Annotated in this window: 18 protein-coding genes and 1 tRNA gene; 4 read left to right on the top strand and 15 right to left on the bottom strand. The window is 71.9% G+C overall.

Going from position 1 to position 22559, the window contains the following annotated elements; genetic code table 11:
- Positions 1 to 19: 19 nt before the first annotated feature.
- From rpmE to ACIRD8_RS17120, 9 genes are all read right to left on the bottom strand, one after another.
- On the bottom strand, positions 20 to 244 hold the full coding sequence (gene rpmE / locus ACIRD8_RS17160; RefSeq protein ID WP_033298361.1) for a 50S ribosomal protein L31: 225 nt from the start codon (positions 242 to 244) through the stop codon (positions 20 to 22).
- A 175-nt stretch (positions 245 to 419) separates the two neighbouring features.
- Positions 420 to 1523, bottom strand: coding sequence for an LCP family protein (locus ACIRD8_RS17155; protein WP_403991545.1), 1104 nt, complete (start codon positions 1521 to 1523; stop codon positions 420 to 422).
- 338 nt (positions 1524 to 1861) lie between these two features.
- On the bottom strand, positions 1862 to 3931 hold the full coding sequence (gene rho / locus ACIRD8_RS17150) for a transcription termination factor Rho (RefSeq protein ID WP_403991542.1): 2070 nt from the start codon (positions 3929 to 3931) through the stop codon (positions 1862 to 1864).
- Positions 3932 to 4319: 388 nt separating this feature from the next.
- Entirely contained in the window at positions 4320 to 5237 is a 918-nt protein-coding gene (thrB, locus tag ACIRD8_RS17145; protein ID WP_403991539.1) for a homoserine kinase, read from the bottom strand.
- Positions 5238 to 5501: 264 nt separating this feature from the next.
- Positions 5502 to 6572, bottom strand: coding sequence for a threonine synthase (gene thrC, locus ACIRD8_RS17140; protein WP_403991536.1), 1071 nt, complete (start codon positions 6570 to 6572; stop codon positions 5502 to 5504).
- A gap of 6 nt (positions 6573 to 6578) precedes the next feature.
- Positions 6579 to 7889, bottom strand: coding sequence for a homoserine dehydrogenase (locus ACIRD8_RS17135; protein WP_403991532.1), 1311 nt, complete (start codon positions 7887 to 7889; stop codon positions 6579 to 6581).
- Positions 7890 to 7984: 95 nt separating this feature from the next.
- Complete coding sequence (gene lysA / locus ACIRD8_RS17130; RefSeq protein WP_403991529.1) at positions 7985 to 9376, bottom strand: diaminopimelate decarboxylase; 1392 nt, start codon at positions 9374 to 9376, stop codon at positions 7985 to 7987.
- A gap of 29 nt (positions 9377 to 9405) precedes the next feature.
- Entirely contained in the window at positions 9406 to 10467 is a 1062-nt protein-coding gene (gene nrtL, locus ACIRD8_RS17125) for an ArgS-related anticodon-binding protein NrtL (RefSeq protein WP_403991526.1), read from the bottom strand.
- Positions 10468 to 10546: 79 nt separating this feature from the next.
- Positions 10547 to 11029 carry a response regulator gene (locus ACIRD8_RS17120; RefSeq protein ID WP_403991523.1) on the bottom strand — a complete coding sequence of 161 codons (483 nt, stop codon included), beginning with the start codon at positions 11027 to 11029 and terminating at the stop codon, positions 10547 to 10549.
- A 126-nt stretch (positions 11030 to 11155) separates the two neighbouring features.
- Between ACIRD8_RS17120 and ACIRD8_RS17115 the strand changes: the two genes are divergently transcribed.
- The 4 genes from ACIRD8_RS17115 to ACIRD8_RS17100 all read left to right on the top strand — a co-directional run bounded on the left by ACIRD8_RS17115 (position 11156) and on the right by ACIRD8_RS17100 (position 13942).
- Positions 11156 to 11227, top strand: a tRNA-Arg gene (locus ACIRD8_RS17115).
- A gap of 346 nt (positions 11228 to 11573) precedes the next feature.
- The gene (locus ACIRD8_RS17110) at positions 11574 to 13073 is read left to right on the top strand and encodes a hypothetical protein (protein ID WP_403991520.1); all 1500 of its coding nucleotides are present in this window, start codon (positions 11574 to 11576) and stop codon (positions 13071 to 13073) included.
- 99 nt (positions 13074 to 13172) lie between these two features.
- Positions 13173 to 13640, top strand: coding sequence for a hypothetical protein (locus ACIRD8_RS17105; RefSeq protein WP_403991517.1), 468 nt, complete (start codon positions 13173 to 13175; stop codon positions 13638 to 13640).
- Positions 13637 to 13942, top strand: a complete 306-nt coding sequence (locus ACIRD8_RS17100; protein ID WP_403991514.1) for a hypothetical protein — start codon at positions 13637 to 13639, stop codon at positions 13940 to 13942. The genes ACIRD8_RS17105 and ACIRD8_RS17100 overlap by 4 nt, the downstream gene beginning before the upstream one ends.
- Positions 13943 to 13956: 14 nt before the next feature.
- On the opposite strand, the gene ACIRD8_RS17095 is transcribed toward ACIRD8_RS17100, so the two are convergent.
- The 6 genes from ACIRD8_RS17095 to ACIRD8_RS17070 all read right to left on the bottom strand — a co-directional run bounded on the left by ACIRD8_RS17095 (position 13957) and on the right by ACIRD8_RS17070 (position 22451).
- The gene (locus tag ACIRD8_RS17095) at positions 13957 to 14571 is read right to left on the bottom strand and encodes a helix-turn-helix domain-containing protein (RefSeq protein WP_403991512.1); all 615 of its coding nucleotides are present in this window, start codon (positions 14569 to 14571) and stop codon (positions 13957 to 13959) included.
- 99 nt (positions 14572 to 14670) lie between these two features.
- Complete coding sequence (locus ACIRD8_RS17090) at positions 14671 to 16623, bottom strand: dipeptide ABC transporter ATP-binding protein (RefSeq protein ID WP_403991509.1); 1953 nt, start codon at positions 16621 to 16623, stop codon at positions 14671 to 14673.
- Positions 16623 to 17489: an ABC transporter permease gene (locus ACIRD8_RS17085; RefSeq protein WP_403991505.1), complete on the bottom strand. Its 867-nt coding sequence runs from the start codon at positions 17487 to 17489 to the stop codon at positions 16623 to 16625. Before ACIRD8_RS17085 ends, ACIRD8_RS17090 begins: the two co-directional genes overlap by 1 nt.
- Positions 17486 to 18547, bottom strand: coding sequence for an ABC transporter permease (locus tag ACIRD8_RS17080; RefSeq protein ID WP_403991502.1), 1062 nt, complete (start codon positions 18545 to 18547; stop codon positions 17486 to 17488). The genes ACIRD8_RS17085 and ACIRD8_RS17080 overlap by 4 nt, the downstream gene beginning before the upstream one ends.
- On the bottom strand, positions 18544 to 20688 hold the full coding sequence (locus ACIRD8_RS17075) for an alpha/beta fold hydrolase (protein ID WP_403991499.1): 2145 nt from the start codon (positions 20686 to 20688) through the stop codon (positions 18544 to 18546). The genes ACIRD8_RS17080 and ACIRD8_RS17075 overlap by 4 nt, the downstream gene beginning before the upstream one ends.
- A gap of 122 nt (positions 20689 to 20810) precedes the next feature.
- Positions 20811 to 22451, bottom strand: coding sequence for an ABC transporter substrate-binding protein (locus ACIRD8_RS17070; RefSeq protein ID WP_403991496.1), 1641 nt, complete (start codon positions 22449 to 22451; stop codon positions 20811 to 20813).
- Between the last annotated feature and the right edge of the window lie 108 nt (positions 22452 to 22559).

Genomic DNA, 22559 nt, shown 5'->3' with positions numbered 1-22559 from the left:
GAACCGGCGCAGTGGCTCGCTACTTGCTGGCGGAGCCGGCAGCCTTGCCGAAGCGGGCCTCGAAGCGGGCCACGCGGCCGCCGGTGTCGAGGATCTTCTGCTTGCCCGTGTAGAACGGGTGGCACTCGGAGCAGACGTCGGCGCGGATGGCGCCGCCGTCGAGGGTGCTCCGGGTGGTGAACGACGCACCGCAGGTGCAGCTGACCTGCGTCTCGACGTACTCGGGGTGAATGTCGCGCTTCAAGGTGTCTCCTAGATTCGGGAGGGCTCCGGGTCGTTCGCGCGGATTGCGCGTCCGTGAACCGGGGCCGACGTACCAGTCTGCCAGGACCGGCCGTATCTCCCAAAACGAGGACCCGGCCGTGTGTATTCCCGTACGTCCGGGGAACGTTCCGCGACCGCACGGTGACGGAAGGTGTCTACCGTACGACCTTTCCCGCCCCGCCCTTGTCGCCGGCCGACTTCGCGGTCGCGGACGCCGGGACCGGCTTGTCCTGCTTGAGCGCCGTCCACACCTGCTGTCCGGCCTTCTTCTGGGGCAGCACGCGGTTGGGGTCCTGGGGGTCGTACTCCACGGGGAGCGTGATCATGTCGACGTTCTTCGAGCCGAGGCCCTTGAGCCCGTTCGCGAAGCCGGTGAGCTTCTTGACGGAGGCCAGCTCGGAGTCGGTGGTGACGGCCTTGGTCGCGGTGTCGGCGAGGCCGAAGAGGGTCTTCGGGTTCGAGAACACCCCGACGCTCTTCGCCTGGTCCATCAGCGCCTTGACGAAGGCCTGTTGGAGCTGGATGCGGCCCAGGTCACTGCCGTCGCCGACGCTGTGGCGCGTGCGGACGAGGCCGAGCGACTGCTCGCCGCTGAGGGTGTGGGTGCCGGGCTTCAGGGCGAGGTGGCTGTCGGGGTCGTCGATCGCCTGCGAGGTGGTGACCTCCACACCGCCGAGCTCGTCGACGAGCTTCTCGAAGCCGGTGAAGTCGACCTCGACGTAGTGGTCCATGCGGATGCCGGACATGGCCTCGACGGTCTTGACCGCGCAGGCGGGCCCGCCGACCTGGTACGCAGAGTTGAACATCGTCTCGTGCTCCGCGCCGACCTGCTCACCGGTCGTGTCGCTGGTGCAGGCGGGACGGTCGACGAGGGTGTCCCGCGGGACCGAGACCACGCTCGCGGCGGTGTGGCCCTCGTCGACGTGGACGACCATCGCGGTGTCCGCCCGCGCGGAGCCCTCGTCGGTGCCGTACTTCGCGTTGGCACCGGAGCGGGAGTCGGAACCCAGCACCAGGATGTCCTGCGACCCGTTGTCGACGTCGTCGGGGCGCTCGGCGCCCAGCGCGGCGTCGATGTCGACACCCTTCAGGTTCCCGTCGAGCGTGAAGTACGCGTAACCGAGCCCGGATCCCCCGACGACCACCAGGGCGGCGGCGCCCCACAGGGCGATCCTCTTGGCCCTGCGGGCCGTGGACGGCTTCCTCCGGCGGCTGCCGGTACCGCGTATTCGGCCGGCGCTCCTGCTCTGCTCGCTCATGCGACTCCCTCTTCCGCTTCTCGCTGTTACCCCCTGCCGTGGTGCACGGGCGCGGTCCGGCGTCACTCGGTGGGACGACCGGAGCAGCGAGAAGCGTTGCACAGCGAGCTGAGGCCCCCGTCGGGCGACGGGGGCCTCAGGAGGAGCGGGTGAGGTCCGGAAACGGGTCTCTCACCTGGTGATTCCGGGGTCGGGCCTAATCCGCCGGGCCGGGTGTCAGGACCCGGCGGATGTGGGGAATGCCACGGTGCGCGCCGCCCCGTCGTCCGGCGGCGCGACGCGGAACTGCCCCCGTCATCGTGATGACGGGGGCAGTTCCGGGTGACTCCGGTGCGACGTCAGTCGTTGCTGCCGTTGCCCGGCGTCGTCTTCTGGATCTGGAGCAGGAACTCCGCGTTGGACTGCGTCTTCTTCATGCGGTCCAGGAGCAGTTCGATGGCCTGCTGCTGGTCGAGCGCGTGCAGCACCCGGCGCAGCTTCCAGACCACGGCCAACTCGTCGGTGCCGAGCAGGATCTCTTCCTTACGGGTGCTGGACGCGTCGACGTCCACCGCCGGGAAGATGCGCTTGTCCGAGAGCTTCCGGTCGAGCTTGAGCTCCATGTTGCCGGTGCCCTTGAACTCCTCGAAGATCACCTCGTCCATGCGCGAGCCGGTCTCGACGAGCGCGGTGGCCAGGATGGTCAGCGAGCCGCCGTCCTCGATGTTGCGCGCGGCACCGAAGAAGCGCTTCGGCGGGTACAGCGCGGTCGAGTCGACACCACCGGACAGGATGCGGCCGGAGGCCGGTGCCGCCAGGTTGTAGGCGCGGCCCAGACGGGTGATCGAGTCCAGCAGGACCACCACGTCGTGACCGAGCTCCACGAGGCGCTTCGCGCGCTCGATGGCGAGCTCGGCGACCGTGGTGTGGTCCTCGGCGGGACGGTCGAAGGTCGAAGAGATGACCTCGCCCTTCACCGACCGCTGCATGTCGGTGACCTCTTCCGGACGCTCGTCGACCAGGACGACCATCAGGTGGCACTCGGGGCTGTTGACCGTGATCGCGTTGGCGATGGCCTGCAGGATCATGGTCTTACCGGTCTTCGGCGGGGCCACGATCAGGCCACGCTGGCCCTTGCCGATCGGTGCGACCAGGTCGATGATCCGGGTGGTCAGGACGTTGGAGTCGGTCTCCAGACGGAGCCGGTCCTGCGGGTACAGCGGGGTCAGCTTCTGGAACTCGGGACGGCCACGGCCGGTCTCCGGCGCCATGCCGTTGACGGAGTCGAGACGGACCAGCGCGTTGAACTTCTCGCGGCGCTCGCCGTCCTTGGGCTGGCGCACCGCACCGGTGACGTGGTCACCCTTGCGCAGGCCGTTCTTACGGACCTGGGCGAGCGAGACGTACACGTCGTTCGGGCCCGGCAGGTAGCCGGAGGTCCGGATGAACGCGTAGTTGTCGAGGATGTCGAGGATGCCCGCGACGGGGATCAGGACGTCGTCGTCGGCCACCTGCACGTCGGTCGCGAAGTCGTCGCGGCCACGACGGCCACGGCGGTCGCGGTAACGGCCGCGACGGCCACGGCGGCCGCCCTCGTCGTCGTAACCGTCGTCCTGCTGGCCGCCGCCGCCCTGCTGGCTCTGGCCCTGGCCCTGGTTCTGGCCGCCGCCCTGCTGGCCCTGACGGCGTCCGCCGCCCTGCTGGCCCTGGTCGTCGCCCTTGCCGCGCCGGTCGCGCTGGCGGTCCCGGCGGTCACCGCGGTCCTGGCGGTCGCCGCGGTCACGCCGGCCGTCCTGGCGGTCGCCGCGCCGGCCCTCGGCCGTGTCGGCGGCGGACTCGGCCTTGGCCTCGCCCTTCGTCTCGGCGCGCTCGTCACCGCGGTCCTGACGGCCCTCGGCCTTGGGCTCGCTCTTGGGCTCGGCCTCCGCCTTGGACTCGGCCTTGGGCTCCGCCTTGGTGTCGGGGCTGCCCGCCTGCGCGGTCGCCCGGCGACGGCGGCGCTCGCCCGTCGGCTGGTCGTCACTGGCCGGCTGGCCCGGAATGTCGATCTGCTGCTGGGCGGCGGCCTTGTCGGCGGCCGGGGCGGCAGCGGTCTCGTCACCCGTGCGGGTCTTGGACGTGGCACGCCGCTTCGGCTTGCTCCCGGCGTCCGTACCGGCGGATGCGGCGGCCTTGGGGGCGGACGTGGAGGATCCTCCCGCCTGCGCCTCCTTGATGACCTCGATCAGCTGGCTCTTGCGCATCCGCGCAGTTCCCCTGATGCCGAGGCCGGACGCGACCTGCTGCAGCTCGGCCAGGACCATGCCCTCGAGGCCGGTGCCGGAGCGGCGGCGCCGTGCGGTGGTGCCAGTGGCAGCACCTTCGGCGGGCACGGAGCTGTCGACGCTCTTGTCGGCAGTCACGCCCATCAGATCGGTGGTGTCGCTCACGAAGGGTCCTTCCCTGGAGCGGACGTCGGCCTTCTGGCTCGGCGACCGGTTGTGCTGTCCGACTGCGGTCTGTTGATCGTGTCGATCGCGGACCTTGCCGGGGCGGTGGTCCGCCGGGTACGGCGGAGAGACGAATGTGCGGGGTTCCGGCGCGAGATCCCCCTGCTCGGCCCACTCCTGGACGAGCAAGAGGGTGTCGTGCCGGTTCCGGAGCGTGCTCGAAAGCTCAGGCAGGCTGCTCAGGCAGTCGGGGAGGCTCCCGGAAGAGTGGTGGTCCCGAAGGGGGACGCGAAGCAACGCGCCACGAAGACGTCGATTGCTGACTTGAGGTTAACACTACCGGCTCCAACAAACATTCCCCCTCTCATGCACCGGCAATCACGTGGGACTACGCGGCGAGCGGCAACACGCTCGCACCCGTGGCGTCGAGAGCGAGCCGGTTCGCCGCCCAGCCCTCACCCGCCAGCCGTGCGACCTTGTCGGCCGAACCCTCCTCCGTCAGTGCGAGCACGGTGGGCCCCGCACCGGAGATGACAGCAGGGACACCGTCGGCGCGCAGCCGGTTGACCAGCTCCACGCTCTGCGGCATCGCGGGACCCCGGTACTCCTGGTGGATGCGGTCCTCCGTGGCGGCGAGAAGCAGCTCGGGCCGCCGGGTCAGCGCCTCGACGAGCAGGGCCGCGCGGCCGGCGTTGGCCGCGGCGTCCACATGGGGGACGGTGCGCGGCAACAGGCCACGGGCGGTCTCGGTGAGCACCGGGGTGGCCGGGACGAAGACCACCGGCACGACGGAGTCCGCGGGGTCCATCCGGATCGCCCTGGCCGCACCGCCGTCCATCCAGGCGAGCGTGAATCCGCCGAGGAGACAGGCGGCGACGTTGTCGGGGTGCCCCTCGATCTCGGTGGCCAGCTCCAGCAGAGCGGCGTCGTCGAGACGGGCCTCGCCGCCCGTCGTCACGGCTCGGGCGGCGACGATGCCGGCGCAGATGGCGGCGGACGAGGAGCCGAGACCACGGCCGTGCGGGATGCGGTTGGCGCAGACGATCTCCAGGCCGCGGGGCTGTCCGCCGAGCAGGTCGAAGGCCGTGCGCAGCGAGCGTACGAGCAGGTGGTTCTCGTCGCGGGGCAGCGTCTCGGCGCCCTCACCCGCGATGTCGATGTGCAGCCCGGAATCGGCGACCCGGACGACGACGTCGTCGTAGAGCCCCAGCGAGAGGCCGAGGGCGTCGAAACCCGGGCCCAGATTGGCGCTGGTTGCGGGGACGCGCACCCGGACGGCGGCGGCTCGGAACGCGGGACCGGCCATCGGTTCGACGACTCTTCCTGTACGGCGGCGGGGATGTGGTGCAGGGTACTTCGATGTGCGTGGGGTGCCGTTGCGCGGGGGGACGGGGGCCCGGCAGTCACGACGGCTGCAGCACCGCGGCGGATGCGGCGGGCGGGTCGGGTACAGCTTATCGAAGGAAGGTTCTGTGGCGACATAGGGCGCACGGGAGGCGCACGATGCGTGTCGCACACCTCCCATGCGCTCTCCGCCCCGGAAGGGCGGCTGAGCTGCGGCAAGGGCCGGCTACGCGAGGCCCAGCTTCTCGGCCGCGGCGACCGCGTCGACCGGGACGGTGACCGGCTGCGGGGCGCCCGCGACGGCCCAGTCGGGGTCCTTGAGCCCGTTGCCCGTGACGGTGCAGACGATCTTCTGGCCGGGGTCGACCTTGCCCTCGTCGGCGGCCTTGAGCAGACCGGCCACGGAGGCGGCCGAGGCGGGCTCCACGAAGACGCCCTCCTGGGAGGCCAGCAGCCGGTAGGCGGACAGGATCTGACGGTCCGTCACCTCGTCGATGAAGCCGCCCGACTCGTCCCGCGCATCCAGGGCGAACTGCCAGGACGCCGGGTTCCCGATGCGGATCGCGGTGGCGATGGTCGCCGGGTCCTTGACGATCTCGCCGCGCACGATCGGCGCGGAACCGGATGCCTGGAAGCCCCACATGCGCGGGGTGCGCGTGGAGATCGCGTCCTTCGCGTACTCCTTGTAGCCCCTCCAGTAGGCCGTGATGTTGCCCGCGTTGCCCACCGGCAGTACGTGGATGTCGGGGGCGTCGCCGAGCGCGTCGACGATCTCGAACGCGGCGGTCTTCTGGCCCTCGATCCGGACCGGGTTGACCGAATTGACCAGCGCCACCGGGTAGTTGTCCGAGAGGCTGCGGGCCAGGGTCAGGCAGTCGTCGAAGTTGCCGTCGACCTGGAGGATCTTCGCGCCGTGGACGAGCGCCTGCCCCATCTTGCCGAGCGCGATCTTGCCCTGCGGCACGAGGACGGCGCAGACCATGCCCGCGCGCACGGCGTACGCCGCGGCGGAGGCGGAGGTGTTGCCGGTGGAGGCGCAGATGACGGCCTGCGCGCCCTCCTCCTTGGCCCGGGTGATCGCCATGGTCATGCCGCGGTCCTTGAACGAACCGGTGGGGTTGGCGCCCTCGACCTTGAGGTGCACCTCGCAGCCCGTGCGCTCGGAGAGGACCTGCGCCGGGACGAGCGGCGTGCCGCCCTCACGGAGCGTGACGACCGGCGTCGTGCTCGTGACCGGAAGCCGGTCCCGGTACTCCTCGATGATGCCGCGCCACTGGTGGGTGCCCTTGCTGGTCATGGGTCCTTACTCCCCTTCAACACGCATGATGCTGGCGACACCGCGCACGGTGTCCAGCTTGCGCAGCGCTTCGACGGTCCCGGAGAGGGCGGCGTCGGGCGCGCGGTGGGTGACGACGACGAGAGATGCCTCGCCGCCGGTTTCCTGACTGTCCGGCCGACTCTGCTGGCGGACCGTATCGATGGATACGCCCTGTTCGGCGAAGACCGTCGCGACCTGGGCGAGTACGCCAGGCTTGTCGGCCACGTCGAGACTGATGTGGTAGCGCGTGACGACATCGCCCATGGGGCTGACCGGCAGACGCGTGTACGCGGACTCACCGGGACCGGTGGTCGCGCCGATGATGTTGCGGCACACGGCGACGAGGTCGCCCAGGACCGCGGAGGCGGTCGGGGCGCCGCCGGCGCCGGGACCGTAGAACATGAGCTGCCCGGCCGCCTCGGCCTCGACGAAGACCGCGTTGTACGCCTCGCGGACGGAGGCCAGCGGGTGGCTGAGCGGGATCATCGCGGGGTGCACGCGGGCGGTGACGGAGTTGCCGTCGGCGGCGCGCTCGCAGATCGCGAGAAGCTTGACCGTACAGCCCATGCGCCGGGCGGAGGCGATGTCGGCGGCGGTGACCTCGGTGATGCCCTCACGGTGCACCTCGCCGATCTTCACCCGGGTGTGGAAGGCGATCCCGGCGAGGATCGCGGCCTTCGCGGCGGCGTCGAAGCCCTCGACGTCGGCGGTGGGGTCGGCCTCGGCGTATCCGAGGGCGGTGGCCTCGTCGAGCGCCTCGGAGTACCCGGCGCCGCTCGTGTCCATCCGGTCGAGGATGAAGTTCGTCGTGCCGTTGACGATGCCGAGCACCCGGTTGACCTTGTCCCCGGCGAGGGACTCGCGCAGCGGACGTACGAGCGGGATGGCGCCGGCCACGGCCGCCTCGTAGTACAGGTCCCGGCCGTTCTTCTCGGCGGCGGCGTGCAGCGCGGAGCCGTCCTCGGCGAGCAGCGCCTTGTTGGCCGAGACGACGCCGGCGCCGTGCTCGAAGGCCGTCGTGATGAGCGTACGGGCGGGCTCGATGCCCCCGATGACCTCGACGACGACGTCGATGTCGCCCCGTTTGACCAGGGCGGTCGCGTCCGTGGTGATCAGCGCGGGGTCGATGCCCTCCCGCACCTTGGAGGGCCGGCGGACGGCGACACCGGCGAGCTCGACCGGCGCGCCGATGCGCGCGGCGAGGTCGTCGGCGTGCGTCGTCATGATGCGCGCCACCTCTGAGCCGACCACTCCACAGCCCAGCAGCGCCACCTTCAGCGGACGCGTACGCATCATCCGACCTCGTTTCTCATACTTCTGATGTGTGGACCAGTCTCACTCACCGGACGGGCGTTTCTGCCACCCGTCCGGATTTTGAGATGTGAATTTCATCAGCCGACATCGAGACGCAGGAGATCTTCCTCCGTCTCGCGCCGGACGATGACCCGCGCCTCCCCGTCGCGCACGGCGACGACGGGCGGGCGCAGGGCGTGGTTGTAGTTGCTCGCCATGGAGCGGCAGTACGCACCGGTGGCGGGCACCGCGATCAGGTCGCCCGGAGCCAGGTCGGACGGCAGGAACGCGTCCTTGACCACGATGTCACCGCTCTCGCAGTGCTTGCCCACGACCCTTACGAGCATGGGGTCGGCATCGGAGCTGCGGGAGACCAGCGCCACGCTGTACTCGGCGTCGTACAGGGCGGTGCGGATGTTGTCCGACATGCCGCCGTCGACGCTGACGTACGTCCGCAGGCCTTCGAGGGGCTTGATGGTGCCGACCTCGTACAGCGTGAACGCGGTGGGGCCGACGATCGCGCGGCCCGGTTCGACGGAGATGCGCGGGGTCCGCAGACCGGCCGACTCGCACTCGCGGGTCACGATGTCACTGAGCGCCTTGGCGATCTCGTGCGGCTCGCGGGGGTCGTCCTCGGAGGTGTACGCGATCCCGAGGCCGCCGCCGAGGTCGATCTCGGGGAGCTCGACGCCGTGCTCGTCGCGGATCTCGGCGAGCAGCTGCACCACGCGGCGCGCGGAGACCTCGAAGCCGGCCATGTCGAAGATCTGCGAGCCGATGTGCGAGTGGATGCCGATGAGCTCGAGGCCGTCCAGGGTGAGTGCCCTGCGGACCGCCTCGGCCGCCAGTCCGTCGGCCAGCGCGATGCCGAACTTCTGGTCCTCGTGCGCGGTGGCGATGAACTCGTGGGTGTGGGCCTCGACACCGACCGTCACGCGGATCTGCACGCGCTGACGGACGCCGAGCCGCTGGGCGACGTGCGACACGCGGGCGATCTCCACGAAGGAGTCGAGCACGATCCGTCCGACGCCCGCCTCGACGGCCCGCTCGATCTCGGCGACGGTCTTGTTGTTGCCGTGGAAGGCGATGCGCTCGGCGGGCATCCCGGCGTCCAGCGCGGTGGCGAGCTCGCCGCCGGAGCACACGTCGAGGTTCAGCCCCTCCTCCTGGAGCCAGCGCACCACGGCGCGCGACAGGAAGGCCTTGCCGGCGTAGAAGACGTCGGCGTCCGGCCCGAAGGCGTCCGCCCAGGCGCGGCAGCGCGCCCGGAAGTCGGCCTCGTCCAGGAAGTACGCCGGTGTACCGAACTCCTCGGCCAGCCGGGCGACTTCGATCCCCCCGACGGTGAGCGCACCGTCCGCGTCACGGGTGACGGTGCGGGACCAGACCTTCGCGTCCAGCTCGTTGAGGTCGGTGGCCGGGGCGGTGTAGTGGCCCTCGGGGTAGACGTCGGCGTGACGGGGCCCGGCGGGGTGTGCGGATCGGCTCATCGTTCTGCTCTGCTCTCTCGGGTCTCTTGTCAGAGGTGGGGGGGCGCGCTGATGCCGAGCACGAACAGGCCGCCGGCCAGCACCTTCCCGGCGGCATCGGCAAGGGCCAGCCGGGAGCGGTGGGCGGCCGAGGGTTTCTCGTCACCGACGGGGAGCGGCGGGGCCGTGGCGTGGAGTTCGAGGAGGGCGTCCGCCACGGTTTCGAGGTGCCGGGCGACACGGTCGGGCGCGTGACGGCGCGCGGCCGAGGCGAGTACGCCGGGGTGGTCGGCGAGCGCGGTGTGCAGCGCGGGCGCCTCGACGTCGATGTCGTATCCGGCGGTGAGGCCGAGCCGCTCCGCCTCACGGGTGAGTGCGCGGGTACGGGCGTAGGCGTAGCGGACCAGGAAGAACGGGTTGGCCTCCCCCTGTACGAGGAGGTCGTCGCCCAGGGGTGCGTGGTCGTGGGCGGCGGGCCGCTGGAGCCCCCAGAGCACCGCCTCGCGTCCGAGCCGGTCCACCAGCGCCCCGGCGGTGGCGCCGGCGGGCACGGGGCGGATCTCGGCGCTCTCCTCGGCCCCGTGCCGGCGGCCGGCCCTGACGCGCAGCTCCTCCCAGCGGGGGGCGGGCTCCTCGGTGCAGCCGACGAGCACCTGGCCGCCCTGGGTGCGCAGGAGGCGCGCGACGCCCTGGGCGACGACGGCGGCCCTGACCTCGCGGGGGTGGTGGAGGCGGTGGAGGCGCCCGGCCTCGGTGGTGACCCGCCCGTACCGGAGGCCCAGCTCGCGGACCTCGCGGACGCGGGCGGCGCGGGCGTCGGCGCCGGTCGCGGCGTCGAGGGTGAAGTTCAGAAAGCCGGGCCCGGTGATCTCGACCCGTCCGATTCCGGGCTCCCCCGCGACCCGGTCCCGCAGCAGTGCGGCGACCTCCCGGGCCGGGAGCGCGGCGGGGCCGGCCAGCTGGAGGGCGACGGCGCAGGCGTAGTCGCCGCTGCCGCCGGGCCGTGTCCGCTCCACCCGCACGCGCGCGGGCACCGGCGCGCGCAGGGCGTTCTCGTCGACCGCGCGGCGCACAGCGCGCAGCACGGTCCGGGAGAGATCTGCGGGGGTCACGGCACAAGCGTATGGGAGGAAGGGGGGCACTTCGCCAACCGGTTTCGCCATACGGGCAACGACGCGGCCGCCCGCGCCCTCAGCCGGCCGCGCTCCCGGCCGTCCCCGCACCGCGCCGGTCGTCGATCGGCATGGGGCCGTCCCGGTACGCGAGGCGCCGCACCAGGCGCACCAGCTCGCTCGGCTCGAAGGGCTTCGCCAGGAACGCGTCGACCCCGGCGGCCACCCCGGAATCCACCTCGTACGGGGTGCACGCGCTGATGACGGCGACGGGCAGATGCCCGGTCCGCGGGTCGGCGCGCAGCCGGGCCGCGGTCTGCATTCCGTCGAGCCGGGGCATCACGACATCGAGGGTGATCACATCCGGACAGACCTCGTGGACCAGGTCCAGGCACTCGACGCCATCGGCCGCGGTCACGACCTCGAAGCCCTCCAGCTCGAGATTGACCCTGATCAGCTGCCGGATGACCTTGTTGTCGTCCACAACAAGCACGCGGCCGTACGCCCCTGGCACCCTTCGAGGGTAGGTCGGGCGGAGGAGCTGCGTCCGGGTTTTGCCCACTTCCGCCCCCGGACGGCGGTCGGCAGCCCGCCGCGCGCGGGTACCGCCGACGCGCAAATACCCGTTCCCGGACACCCCGTCGGAGCTGGTAGGGTTTCACTCGTCGCCGCCGAACGCAGCGGCAACGCCCCCGTAGCTCAGGGGATAGAGCATCGGCCTCCGGAGCCGGGTGCGCAGGTTCGAATCCTGCCGGGGGCACTTCGCAGGAAGTGCCGAAAAGACCCTCTCGTCAGTGGAAACGCTGCCAGGGGGTCTTTTTGCGTCTCCGGTTCGCCGAGGCCCGGAACGGTGTCGCGGCCCGCCGGCGCGCGGCCCGAGCGGACCACAGCGCCGGAAGCCCCATGGGCACCATGCCTGACCTTGCCACGAACCCCTGCCGCCACCCCGGGGGCGCCGGCTCCCGTGTCGCGTCCGGAACCGGGCGCCACGAGGGTGCGTCACCATGGATGCCCTCTCAAGTGAGTTACTGAACACGCGAGTTGGGGGGCGGGGTGCGAGTGGGGCGATCTCCTGCCGCAGCAGGGGATCCGTGACGGGAGGATCAATGATCACTTGCGATTGCTCGGTCATCGCCGGGGCAGGGGGAATCGAGCTCACCGAGGCAATTCCAGCACCTCTACTGTGGTATTTTCTGGGATTCCTGACGGCTTGCGCGAGCGAGTTCATCCTGCCTCGAATCGTACGATTCTGGCGATATGCCGCGATCTTCATTCTTGCATTCCAAGGCATATCCCCCGTCTACCTTTCCGGAATACTGCTCGGCCTCTCCCTGTTTGTTGCGTTCGGGGCACAAGGAAGGACTCGGCGCCAGACGATCGGCGTGCTGCTGCAGACCCTGGTTCCTGTTCTGCTTGTCGCCATGGCTTACCGCTCCTTGACTCTCCCCGATAACGACGACCCGGCGGGTCCATGGGCGGTCGCCCTGGCGATCCCGCTCGCTACCGCAGGTATTTTCTGGGCCATCCCGTACGGCAAGAAGCAGTACTGGCATGACTTATGGGCTTTCCGTAGCCCTCACATTCCCTTTCTGGATCTGTCGCGGGACGGCAATCGAAATGTGCCCTTCATGGCCGCACTTCCCGGCCAGCACGCCCTACTGGGGCTCGGACTCTGGCTGGTCGGATGGCCATGCACCCTGGGGGCTCTCGGGATGTCGTTCTGGGGAATTCATCACGTACTGACCACACCGATCAAATCGTCGACGGACGGCCTGTTCGTACTGTTGGCACCGATGGGGGTGGCCATCTTCGACCGGAGCAGGAAACTGTTCCTGCTCGGCCGCAGACACATGGGAATGGTCGTCTCGGAGAAGAAATTCTTCCGACCCGGCACCTACGTGCTCTACCTGAGGTCGTTCGAGGACGACAAGCAGCGCGCCGTACTGAAGGACCAGATATGGCCACGCGGTGTCGGCCATAACCCGGATCCGGCAGGTGGCACGATCTTCCTCGTCACGTCCAGTCGCGACGAGGAGGAGCACATCGCGGACGCGATGCGCCCCGTCGGCCAGCTGATCGCCATCGGTGCCCCTGAAGAAGTCCTTCCCTTCGCGGGAGCGGTACGCATGTATCTGCCGAAAGAATCCTGGAAGCAGCCGGTGAGGGAACTCATGGAGCATTCCCGCCTGGTCACTCTCAGCTTGGGATCGAGCGCCGGCACAGTCTGGGAGCTCTCCGAAGCCATGCGCATTCTGCCGCCCCAGCGTCTGCTCCTGATGATGCCCGGAGCCACGAGCAAGGAGGAGTACGGGAAGATCCGCGAAGAAGTCGGGACGGCCCTGCGTGCCCTGCCGGACTCCGACATGAACAAGACATGGAGGGGCAAGGTTCCGCCAACCCTTCCTGACTACCCGCATGAGAAACCCGAGAACAGCCCGGTAAGTGGCCTCATCCACTTCTCCGCCGACTGGCAGCCCGTGTTCACTCCCACTCCCCCCTTGCGTCGCCCTTGGGGAAATCTCTTCATGCAGCTCATCCGCGGGCTGCGCCCGGCCTTCGACCAGTTGGCCTCGTACGAGGACAGGACCGGCCGGCGCTTCGGCTGACGGAGTGAGCCCGGACGAGACCCGGAACCCCGGACTCCGCACCCGACCCCGAGATCCGATCCAGCGACACGACGTCAGAATTCCCACCGGAGGCAGCCCATGACGACACCTCCCGATCCGAGCCACCGCACGGAGGTCCTGGAGCTCTACAAGCTCGCTGTGGAGATGGCGGACCGCCTCTCCGCGCGCCGCGGGACCGCCAACGCCTACTTCCTGTCCGTGCAGACCGCTTTCGTCGCCCTCGCAGGTTTCGGGTTCCGGGAACTCGCCAGGTCCCCGTGGTGGGCGGCACTCGCCGTGACTTTGGCCGGCGTCACCCTGTCGGCCACCTGGTGGCTGCAGCTGCGCAGTTACCGGGACCTCAACACCGCGAAGTTCAAGGGCATCAACAAGATCGAGGAACGTCTTGAAGTCAAGATCTTCTCGGACGAGTGGGAGGCTCTGGCACGCGATCCGATCGTCGGATGGCGCAGACGCTACGCGGAGCTGGGAGTCTCGGAGCGCGTCGTACCCGTGGTGTTCGTAGCCGCACACCTGCTCCTGTTCGCGGGCACACTGACCGTGTGACCTACCTCGATCCTCTCGCCGACCTGATTCGTTCCTGCCTCTCCCCCGACGCGGCACCTCCCGCGGACTCGGCCGCCCTGTTCCGCATCTACGCCGTGCTTCTGGAGGCCAAGGGGGAGCAGGTCACCGACGAGGACGTCCACAACGCCTGGTCCGCCTGGATGCAGTCCGTGGACGACTCCCATGCCGCGCTCGTTCCGTTCCACGACCTGTCTCCGGAAACACGCGCCTTCGATTCCCCGTACGCCGAAGCCATCCGCGAGGCAGCACGACGGGTACGCCGCCAGTCGCACGACGTGTGACGCCGGCAGCGGGGTCAGGCCAGCGGGTAGCCCACGATGCTGTGGGTGGTGGCCGGGCTGTCCTCGGTCGTGTAGTAGTGGCTGGCCCGGCCGTCGAAGCGGGCGCTGTCCCCGGCGTGGAGGTCGTGGGGCACCTCGTCGACGACGAGGGTCACCTGGCCGGCGACGACCATGACGTACTCGACGGAACCGGTGCCGTGCGAGCTGAGCTGGCTCTGGGCGTGCGGGTGGAGGCGGGAGCGGTAGACCTCGAAGCGGCTGTGGCCGTGTGCGGCGAAGAGGAGGTTGACCGCGCTCTCCCCCTCGGGCTCGTCGAGTTCACCGGCGCGCAGGATCTCCGGTTCGCGCAGCGAGGTGCGCAGGAGGTCGACGGGGTCGGTGCGGAGCACGGTGGAGATACGGGTGACGACGTCCAGCGTCGGATTGGCCTCGCCGCGTTCGATCTGGGAGAGCAGGGCCTTGCTTATCCCGGTCGCGGCGGACATCTCGCGCAGACTCCACCCCTGGGCGAGGCGGCGGCGGTTGAGGTTGACCGACAGGGCGTCCCGTACGGAGTCGGCGGCCGTCGGGCGGCCCGCGTCCGCCTTCCGGGCGGGCTCGGGCGGCAGCGGGCCTTCCGGCGCTGACATCGCGGACGTCTCCTTCGGCCTGGCGGAGGCCCCGGGGAGCGGCACCCTTACTCCTCGGCGGCTCGTCGGTGTGGTGGCGTGGGCGGTTGCGGTGGGGCGTCAGTCTAGGCCGTGTCCGGGGACGGCATCGAGCATGCGGCGGGTCCACGGGTGCCGGGGCCGGTCCAGGACCTCGGTCACCGTGCCGCGCTCGACGAGTTCGCCCCGGACCATGACGGCGACCTCGTCGGCGATCTGCCGCACCACCCCCAGGTCGTGGGTGATGAACAGCACCGCGAAGCCGTCGGTGCGCTGCATGTCGGCCAGCAGGTTGAGCAGTTGGGCCTGTACGGAGACGTCGAGTGCGGCCACCGCCTCGTCGCAGATCAGAAGCCGGGGCCTCACGGCGAACGCCCGTGCCAGGGCGACGCGTTGGCGTTCCCCGCCGGAGAGCCCGGTGGGCCGCCGGCCGGCGTAGGACGGCGGCAGGCCGACCTGGGTGAGCAGCCGGCCGACCTGTTCGTCGCGCTGCCGGCGGCGTTGGGCGCGTGAGCCGCCGGAGATCCGGCCGGCGGCGGTCAGCGCCTCCGCCAGGGTGGTGCCGACGGTGCGCAGCGGGGGCAGCGAGGAGTACGGGTCCTGGAAGACGATCTGCACCTGCGGGGCGAGCCGCGAACGCTCCGCGCGGGTGGGCAGCCGTCCGGCGGTCAGCGGCAGACCGCCGACGTCGACGGCGCCCTCGTCGAAGCTCTCCAGGCCCACGGCGATGCGGGCCAGGGTGGTCTTCCCCGAGCCGGACTCACCGACCAGCGCGGTGATCCGGCCGTCCGGCACGGTCAGGTCCACGTCCCGGACGGCCGGATGACCGTCGCCGTCGCCGTCGCCACCGCCGTGGAAGGTACGGCGTACGCCCCGCACGCGCAGGGCCGGTACGGCGTCCTCTTCCGGCGCGGTCGCCCCGGCACCGGTGGCTCCGGCCGGTTCGGGGGACGGCGGCGTGAGGCCTCCGTCGATCTCGGCCAGCCGTATGCAGGCGGTGAGCCGGTCACCGGTGTGTCCGGGAGCGCCCTCGGGGGCTGCCGGCGGCACCCTGAGCGTCACGGCGGTGGTGCGGCATTCGGGAGCCGCGTGCGGGCAGCGGTCGGCGAACGGGCAGCCGGTGGTGCGGTCGCCCGGCGGGGGCACGGAGCCGGGGACCGTGGCCAGCCGTTCGTGCCGTACGTGCGCCGAGGGCTCGGCCGCCAGCAGCGCGGCGGTGTACGGGTGGCGGGGGGCGCGGCGCAGATCGGCCGCCAGGCCCTGTTCGAGCACGGCACCGGCGTACAGGACGTAGACCCGGTCGCAGGTGGAGAAGGCGACCGAGAGGTCGTGCGTGATCAGCAGCAGGCCCATGCCCCGGCGTTCGAGCAGGCCGCGCAGCAGGTCCAGGACGGCACGCTGGTTGGCGGCGTCCAGTGCGGTGGTCGGTTCGTCGGCGATGAGCAGGTCCGGGTCGCCGGCCAGGGCCGCCGCGGTGGCGACGCGCTGACGCATGCCGCCGGAGAGTTCGTGGGGGTAGCGGTCGGCGACGTCCGGCGCCAGGCCGACCTCGGCGAGCCGCCGGGCCGTCTCGGCGCGCAGGGCCGTGCGCCGCGCCCGCCTGCCGCGGGCCCCGGCGAGGGCGGGCAGGTCGTCGCGGAGGCCGTCGGCGATCTGCCGGCCGCAGGTGAGTTGCGGGTGGAGCATCGTGAAGGGGTCCTGCATGAGCAGGGCGACCCGGCGTCCGCGCAGGGCGTGGCGTGCGGCCCGGGGCAGTTCCCGTACCTCCTGGCCGGCCAGCCGGATGCTGCCGCCGGTCACGGTGACCCCGTCGGGGAGCAGTCCGGCCACGGCGCGTACGGCGAGCGACTTGCCGCTGCCCGACTCCCCGACGACGGCGACGCACTCCCCCGCCGCGACGGACAGGCCGACGCCGTCGAGGAGCGTGGTGGGACCGGGCGCGGCCCCTGTCGCGGTGAGCCGCAGACCGGTGACCTCCAGCAGGGGTGCGGAGGCGGTCGTGACGGCGGGGGCTTCGGCGTGGACCTCGGTCATCAGGGCCTCCGGTCGGAGAAGTACTCGAACAGCCGGTCACCGAGCAGGTTCACCACGACCGCGGAGACGATCACGGCCACGGCCGGTGCCAGGGCCGCCGCCGGGTTGTCGTACAGGAGGGTGCGGTTCTCGGCGAGCATCCGGCCCCAGTCCGGGGCGCCGGGCGGCACTCCCAGGCCGAGGAAGGACAGCGAGGACAGGGCGACGATCGCGCCCGCGAAGTTGAGCATCGTGTTGGCCACGACCACCGGCAGCACATTGGGCCAGATGTGCCGCACCATGATCGTCCGGGAGGGCAGGCCGAGGGTCCTGGCCGCCTCCACGTAGGGGCGGTGGCGCTGTTCCCGGACCGCCGAGCTGACCAGCCGGATGTCCCCGGGGGAGGTCAGCACGACCAGGACGCCGACCGCGAGGGCGTACCCTCCGCCGCCGATCCCGGCGACGACGATGGTCACGAGCAGGGCGGGCAGGGCCAGCAGCAGGTCGGCCAGGCGGCGTACGGCGGTGTCGGCGATCCCGCCGAAGTAGCCGGCGGTCAGGCCGAGCACATTGCCGATGAGCATGGAGCCGACGGCGACCAGTGCGGCCCCTGCCAGGGTGCTGCGCGCGCCGGCGGCCAGCATGTGCCAGACGTCGCGGCCGAGTTCGTCGGTGCCGAGGAGGTGTCCGTCGCCGGGCATCGCGCCGGTGGCCATCAGGTCCTGCCGGTTCCAGTCGGGGAACACCCACTGGCCGGCGACGGCTGCGGCGACCAGGAGGACGGCGATGGCGGCGCAGACCGTGGTGAGGGGGCCGAACAGGCGCCGGGCGCCCTTCCTCTCGGACGCGGCGGATGCTGTGTCGGGGGTGACGGTTCGCGTGGTCATGCCTTCACCTCGGGGAGTCCGGCCCCCGCGCGCCGGGCGGGACGGCGGCGGCGTTCGGTGCGCAGCCGCGGGTCGACCAGGGGGTGGGTGAGGTCGGTGGCGAGGTTGGCGAGACAGATCAGGGCGGCGACGAGGAGGGCCTCGGCCTGGACGACGGGGACGTCCTTGAACGTCACGGACTGCACGAGGAGCTGCCCGAGCCCCGGCAGCGCGAACACCTGCTCGACCAGGACGGTGCCGGCCAGCAGATAGGCCAGGACCAGTCCGATGCCGGTGGTGACCGGGACGACGGTGCCCCGCAGCACGTACCGGAAGAGCACCGTGCGGTTCGCCACGCCACGGGCCAGGGCGAACGTCACGTGTTCCCGGGCCAGTTCGCGGATGACGGCGGCCCGGACGAGTTTGATCAGTACGGCGGTCACGGCGAGGCCGAGGGTGATGCCGGGCAGCACCAGATGGAGCAGCCGGTCGGTGCCGCCGGTGCCCGGTCCGTACGCGGGCAGCCCGCCCAGCATCAGGGAGAAGACGTAGATCAGGAGCAGTCCGCCGGCGAAGGCCGGGGTGGACAGGGCCAGGACGCCGAGGCTCTGTACGGCGCGGTCGACGGGCCGCCGGGCGCGCAGGCCCGCCAGTACGCCGAGCGGGAGGCCCAGCAGCAGCGCGACGGCGAATCCGGCCAGCACGAGCTGTCCGGTGAGCGCCAGCCGGTCGCCGAGCGCCGCGGCGACGCTCTCACCGGTGCGGATGGAGGTGCCGAGATCGCCGCTGAAGGCACCCGTCAGCCACCGTACGTACTGCGTGACGAGCGGTTCGTCCAGGTGGTGTGCGGCGCGTACGGACGCCAGGGCCTCGGGGGTGGCGCTGCGGGTGCCGAGGAGGGTGCGGGCGGGGTCACCGGGCGCGAGCCGCAGCAGCGCGAACACGGCGAGGGAGAGGACGAACAGGAGCCCGGCGGTGCCCGCGAGCCGCCGCAGCACGTAGTGGACGGGCAGCGCGGCCCGCAGCCGGGTGTGCCAGGGCGGAGGCGGGGCGGCCTGGGGGTGGCCGGGGTCGGTCACGGTGCTCCCTTCGTACCGGGGACGAGGCCGGGGTCCGCGTCCCGCGCCCGGGTGTGGTGCGCGGCGCAGGCCTGCGCCTCGCCCACGACGTGCCGGGTGAGCCATTCCTCGGCCCGGGCGGCGGCGTCCAGCAGGTGGGCGGGGCCGGTGAACTCGTGCCCCTCGGCGGGGTAGACATGGAGCTCGACGGGTGCCGTGCCGCGGCGGGCCAGCGCGCGGTACAGCTCGTGCGCCTGTCCGAGCGGGGTGACCCGGTCGTGTTCGCCGTGCAGGACGAGCGTGGGGGTTCCGCTGCCGCCGTCGGCGAAGAGCGGGGAACGGCCGATCAGGGCGGTGCGGCCCTCGGGGGTGCGGGCGTCGCCGATCGCGTACGTCTGCTCGTAACCGCCGCCGATGACGGAGGTGTGGGCGAAGCTCAGCCAGTCGGTGGGCGCGGAGACCACGACCGCGGCGCGGAAGACGTCGGTGCGGGCGGCGGCGAGGGCGGCGAGGAAGCCGCCGTAGCTGTGCCCGAGTACGGCGAACCGGCCGGGCAGCGCCTCTCCCTCCGCGACCAGGTGCGCGACGCCGCTGAGGACGTCGTCGAGGTCGCCGTCGCCGACGGCGCCGACGGCGGCGCGCGCGTGGTCCAGCCCGTAACCGCTGCTTCCGCGCGGATTGGGCAGCAGGACCAGCCAGCCCGCGGCGGCCAGAGCGGGGGCCAGGCCGAGCACGTCGGCCGGCGCGTATCCGGCGGACCACTGCCAGGAGGGGCCGCCGTGCAGCGCCACCGCGAGCGGGCGCGCACGAGGGGCGGTACGGGGCATTCCGGCGGGCACCGGGGTGCCGGGCGCGTCGAGCAGCAGGCCGTGCACCGGTGCCCCGTCCGAGGCGGTCCAGGCGATCTGCCGGGTCCGGACCCGGGCGAGGTCACCGTGGCCGCCGTCCCGGCGTGCGGCGGCCGGGTCCGGTGCGGTGACGGGCCGCCAGGTCCAGGCGTCCGGGCCGGACGTCGGCGCGACGACGGCCTGCGGCGGGATGCCCGGCGCCTCGCGTACGGTCGCGGCGGTCAGGCCGTCGCCGCTGAGGCTGAGGGCGGGCTGCGCGCCGGCGCCGGTGAGCACGGCCTGTTCCTCGCGGAGCACGGTGACCCCGGCGCCGGAGGGCACCGTCCCGGCGCGCACGTCGGCGACGCGGGTTCCGGTGCCGCTCGGGCCGGCGGTCAGCAGCCGGTCCGGGTCGTGCGGGTGGAACTGGAGCCAGGTGACGTCCTCGGCACCGGCGACGGTCGTGACGGTGTCGTCGGCGAGGTCCACGAGGAGCGGCCGGCCGGCGACGATGGAGATGCCCTCGGCGGCCGCCGCACGGCGGCCGTCCGCGCTGAGCGCGGGTGCGGCGAGCTGCCCCCGGGGTTCGTGGAGGGTGACGGCGCGGCCGTCGGCGAGGTCGATCCGGGCGAGGCGCGCGTGGTAGTAGCCGGCGGGCAGCGGGTCCTCCGAGACGGTGGCCACGACCGTACGGCCGCCACGCCAGGCGGCGTTCCAGACGGTCAGTCCGGCGGGCCCGGCATCCCGCAGGACGACCGGCGCGGACGGCGAGGACGCGTCGGCGGACGGAAGCAGCCCGTGCAGCAGCCGGCGCCGTCCGGCGTCCGGGCGGTAGGAGACCGGGGTGGGGTCCGGGCCGAGCCGGACCGGCAGCCCCAGGTTCATCCCGTCGCGTTCGGCTCCGTCGTCGGCGATGAGCAGCAGGACCTCGGTGCCGTCGTCGGACACGGTCAGGTCCTCCACGGCGCCCGGTACGGCCGCGAGTTCACGGCGGGCGCCGGTACGGGTGTCCCACGCGGTGAGCACCGGGCGGCCCGGGCCGGCCGGTTCGGTGACCAGCAGGACCGTCCGGGAGTCCGGCAGCCAGCGCGGGGTGTGCCGGGACCCCCCGTCGGGGTCCGAGGGTGCGGTGGGCAGCGGGAGCGCGGGCCCGTCGGCCGGTGCGATCAGGACGTCGGCGCCCCGGGGCCCGAGGACGGTGACCGCCACGCGGCGTCCGTCGGGGCTGATCCGGCTGTCCGTCGGCGCGGTCAGGTCCGACATGGCCGTACGGACGCGGCGGACGACTGCGGCCGGCTCTCCGGCGGGGCCGGGTACCGGGGTGGGGCGGGGCATGTGCGTTCCGTTCGTGCTGCGGACGGTACGGACCGTGGCGCCGGGCGGGGGCGGGACCGGTGGTCCGGTGGGGGGTGCGTGCCGGGCGGGCTCGGGGGGGTGTGCTCGCCCGGCACGCGGTCTCAGGAGGCCGCCTTCTTGACCCTGGTCGCCCAGGGACCGACGAGGGCGAAGGGGCCGGGCTCCTCGAACACGAGGTCCTTGGAGAAGGCCGTCGCGGTCTGCGCCCACCACAGCGGGAGGTAGGGAAGATCCGCGGCGGAGGTGGTGACGGCGGTCATCAGGTGCGCACCGCGCGCTGCCGGGTCGGTGGCCTCGCGGGCGGCGGCCAGTGCCGTGTCGACGACGGGGCTGTCGTAGTGCGGCAGATTCGTCGCGGTGGCCCGGCCGTCCAGGTAGGCGTTGGTGAGCTCCGCGGGGTCACCGGTGACGGGGTAGTACCAGAGGAACTGCAGCGGCTTCTTTCCGGGCAGGAGGTCGGCGATCCACTGTTCGAGCGTCGTCTCCTTGACGTTCAGCGTGATGCCGAGCTCCTTCAGCGAGGCGGCCAGCGCCAGCGCCGCCTTGCCCAGCTGGGGGCCGCTGCCCGGGTACGAGAGGTCGACGCTGAAGCCGTCCTTGTGGGCCGACTTCGCCAGTTCGGCCCTCGCCAGGCCGAGGTCGAAGTCCCAGGCGGGCAGCTCGTCGTAGGCGGCGTCGACCGCGTCTGCGTCGAGCAGGTCGCCCCACATGTCGGGCGAGACGAGGGTGGACGCCACCTCGGCCTTGCCGTGCAGGATGCCCTTGGTCATGCCCGCCCGGTCGGCGGCGTGGGCGAAGGCCTTGCGCACGTGCACGTCGTCGAAGGGCGCCTTGGCGGTGTCGAAGGCCAGGGCGACCACCGAGCGGTCACCGGTGTAGGTGACCTGCGCGTCGGCCTCCCAGCTGCGGGCCTCGTCGGAGGGAAGACCCAGCGCGCCGTCGACGGACCCCGACTTCATGGCGACGAGCCGGGTCCCGGCGTCGGGTATGAACGACAGCTTCAGCGACCGCACCGACGGGCGGTCGCCCCACCAGTCGTCGTTGCGCTCCAGGCCGACGTGGTCGTCGGCGGCGAAGGACGTCACCTTGTACGGCCCCGACCCCAGCAGCAGCGTCCTGGGGGTGCCGACCTTGCCCTTGTTCCGGGAGAGGAACGCCTTGCTGCTGATCAGCAGGGTGCCGGGGGTCGGTGTCCAGGCGAAGGCCGCGTCGGGCTTCTTCAGACGTACGGTGATCTCGCGCGCGCCGGTCGCCTTGACGGAGGCGACGTCGGCCCAGGCGTAGGCCAGTCCGCTGGCGTCGTCCCGGGCGGCCTCGACCGAGGCGAGAACGTCGTCGGTGGTCACCGGGGTGCCGTCGGAGAACTTCGCGTCACGGCGCAGGGTGTAGACGTACGTCGTGGCGTCGGGCTGCTTCCAGCTCTCGGCGAGGCCCGGCAGGAGCTTGCCGGTGGGCCCGACGGAGAGCAGGGACTCCTGGACCAGGCAGGCAACGACGTAGTTCAGGATGCCGGACTCGCGGCTGACGTCCAGGGTCGAGACGGACGAGGGCAGCGCCAGGGTCAGAGTGTCGACCGGATCGTCGGTGCCCTGGCCGGCGGTCCCGTCGGCCGAGCCGCTCCCCTCGGGCTTCTGCGGCGAACACGCCGAGAGGACCGCCGAGAACGCGAGCACACCGATGCCCGCTCCCGCCGCGCGGAGGACTCCGCGCCGCCCAATCAGTCCGTTCGGTCCCGAATGCATGGGAACCACCTATCCGTCCGCCTGGGCGTCCACCGAGAATGCCCAACTGGGAACGGAAGCTATACGCGAAGCTTTGAGAGTGTCAAAGGAGTCCTAGGATGTGGTCGG

Source organism: Streptomyces sp. NPDC102451, from assembly GCF_044765485.1.
Lineage (GTDB): Bacteria > Actinomycetota > Actinomycetes > Streptomycetales > Streptomycetaceae > Streptomyces.
The sequence above is the reverse complement of the archived record's forward strand: the minus strand, read 5'-3'. Positions and strand labels throughout refer to the sequence as shown.

Coding starts and splice junctions, on each gene's coding strand:
- ACIRD8_RS17155 (WP_403991545.1), bottom strand. CDS start 1,523: ATGAGCGAGCAGAGCAGGAGCGCCGGCCGAATACGCGGTACCGGCAGC.
- thrB (WP_403991539.1), bottom strand. CDS start 5,237: ATGGCCGGTCCCGCGTTCCGAGCCGCCGCCGTCCGGGTGCGCGTCCCC.
- thrC (WP_403991536.1), bottom strand. CDS start 6,572: ATGACCAGCAAGGGCACCCACCAGTGGCGCGGCATCATCGAGGAGTAC.
- ACIRD8_RS17135 (WP_403991532.1), bottom strand. CDS start 7,889: ATGATGCGTACGCGTCCGCTGAAGGTGGCGCTGCTGGGCTGTGGAGTG.
- lysA (WP_403991529.1), bottom strand. CDS start 9,376: ATGAGCCGATCCGCACACCCCGCCGGGCCCCGTCACGCCGACGTCTAC.
- ACIRD8_RS17110 (WP_403991520.1), top strand. CDS start 11,574: ATGATCACTTGCGATTGCTCGGTCATCGCCGGGGCAGGGGGAATCGAG.
- ACIRD8_RS17105 (WP_403991517.1), top strand. CDS start 13,173: ATGACGACACCTCCCGATCCGAGCCACCGCACGGAGGTCCTGGAGCTC.
- ACIRD8_RS17095 (WP_403991512.1), bottom strand. CDS start 14,571: ATGTCAGCGCCGGAAGGCCCGCTGCCGCCCGAGCCCGCCCGGAAGGCG.
- ACIRD8_RS17090 (WP_403991509.1), bottom strand. CDS start 16,623: ATGACCGAGGTCCACGCCGAAGCCCCCGCCGTCACGACCGCCTCCGCA.
- ACIRD8_RS17085 (WP_403991505.1), bottom strand. CDS start 17,489: ATGACCACGCGAACCGTCACCCCCGACACAGCATCCGCCGCGTCCGAG.
- ACIRD8_RS17075 (WP_403991499.1), bottom strand. CDS start 20,688: ATGCCCCGCCCCACCCCGGTACCCGGCCCCGCCGGAGAGCCGGCCGCA.
- ACIRD8_RS17070 (WP_403991496.1), bottom strand. CDS start 22,451: ATGCATTCGGGACCGAACGGACTGATTGGGCGGCGCGGAGTCCTCCGC.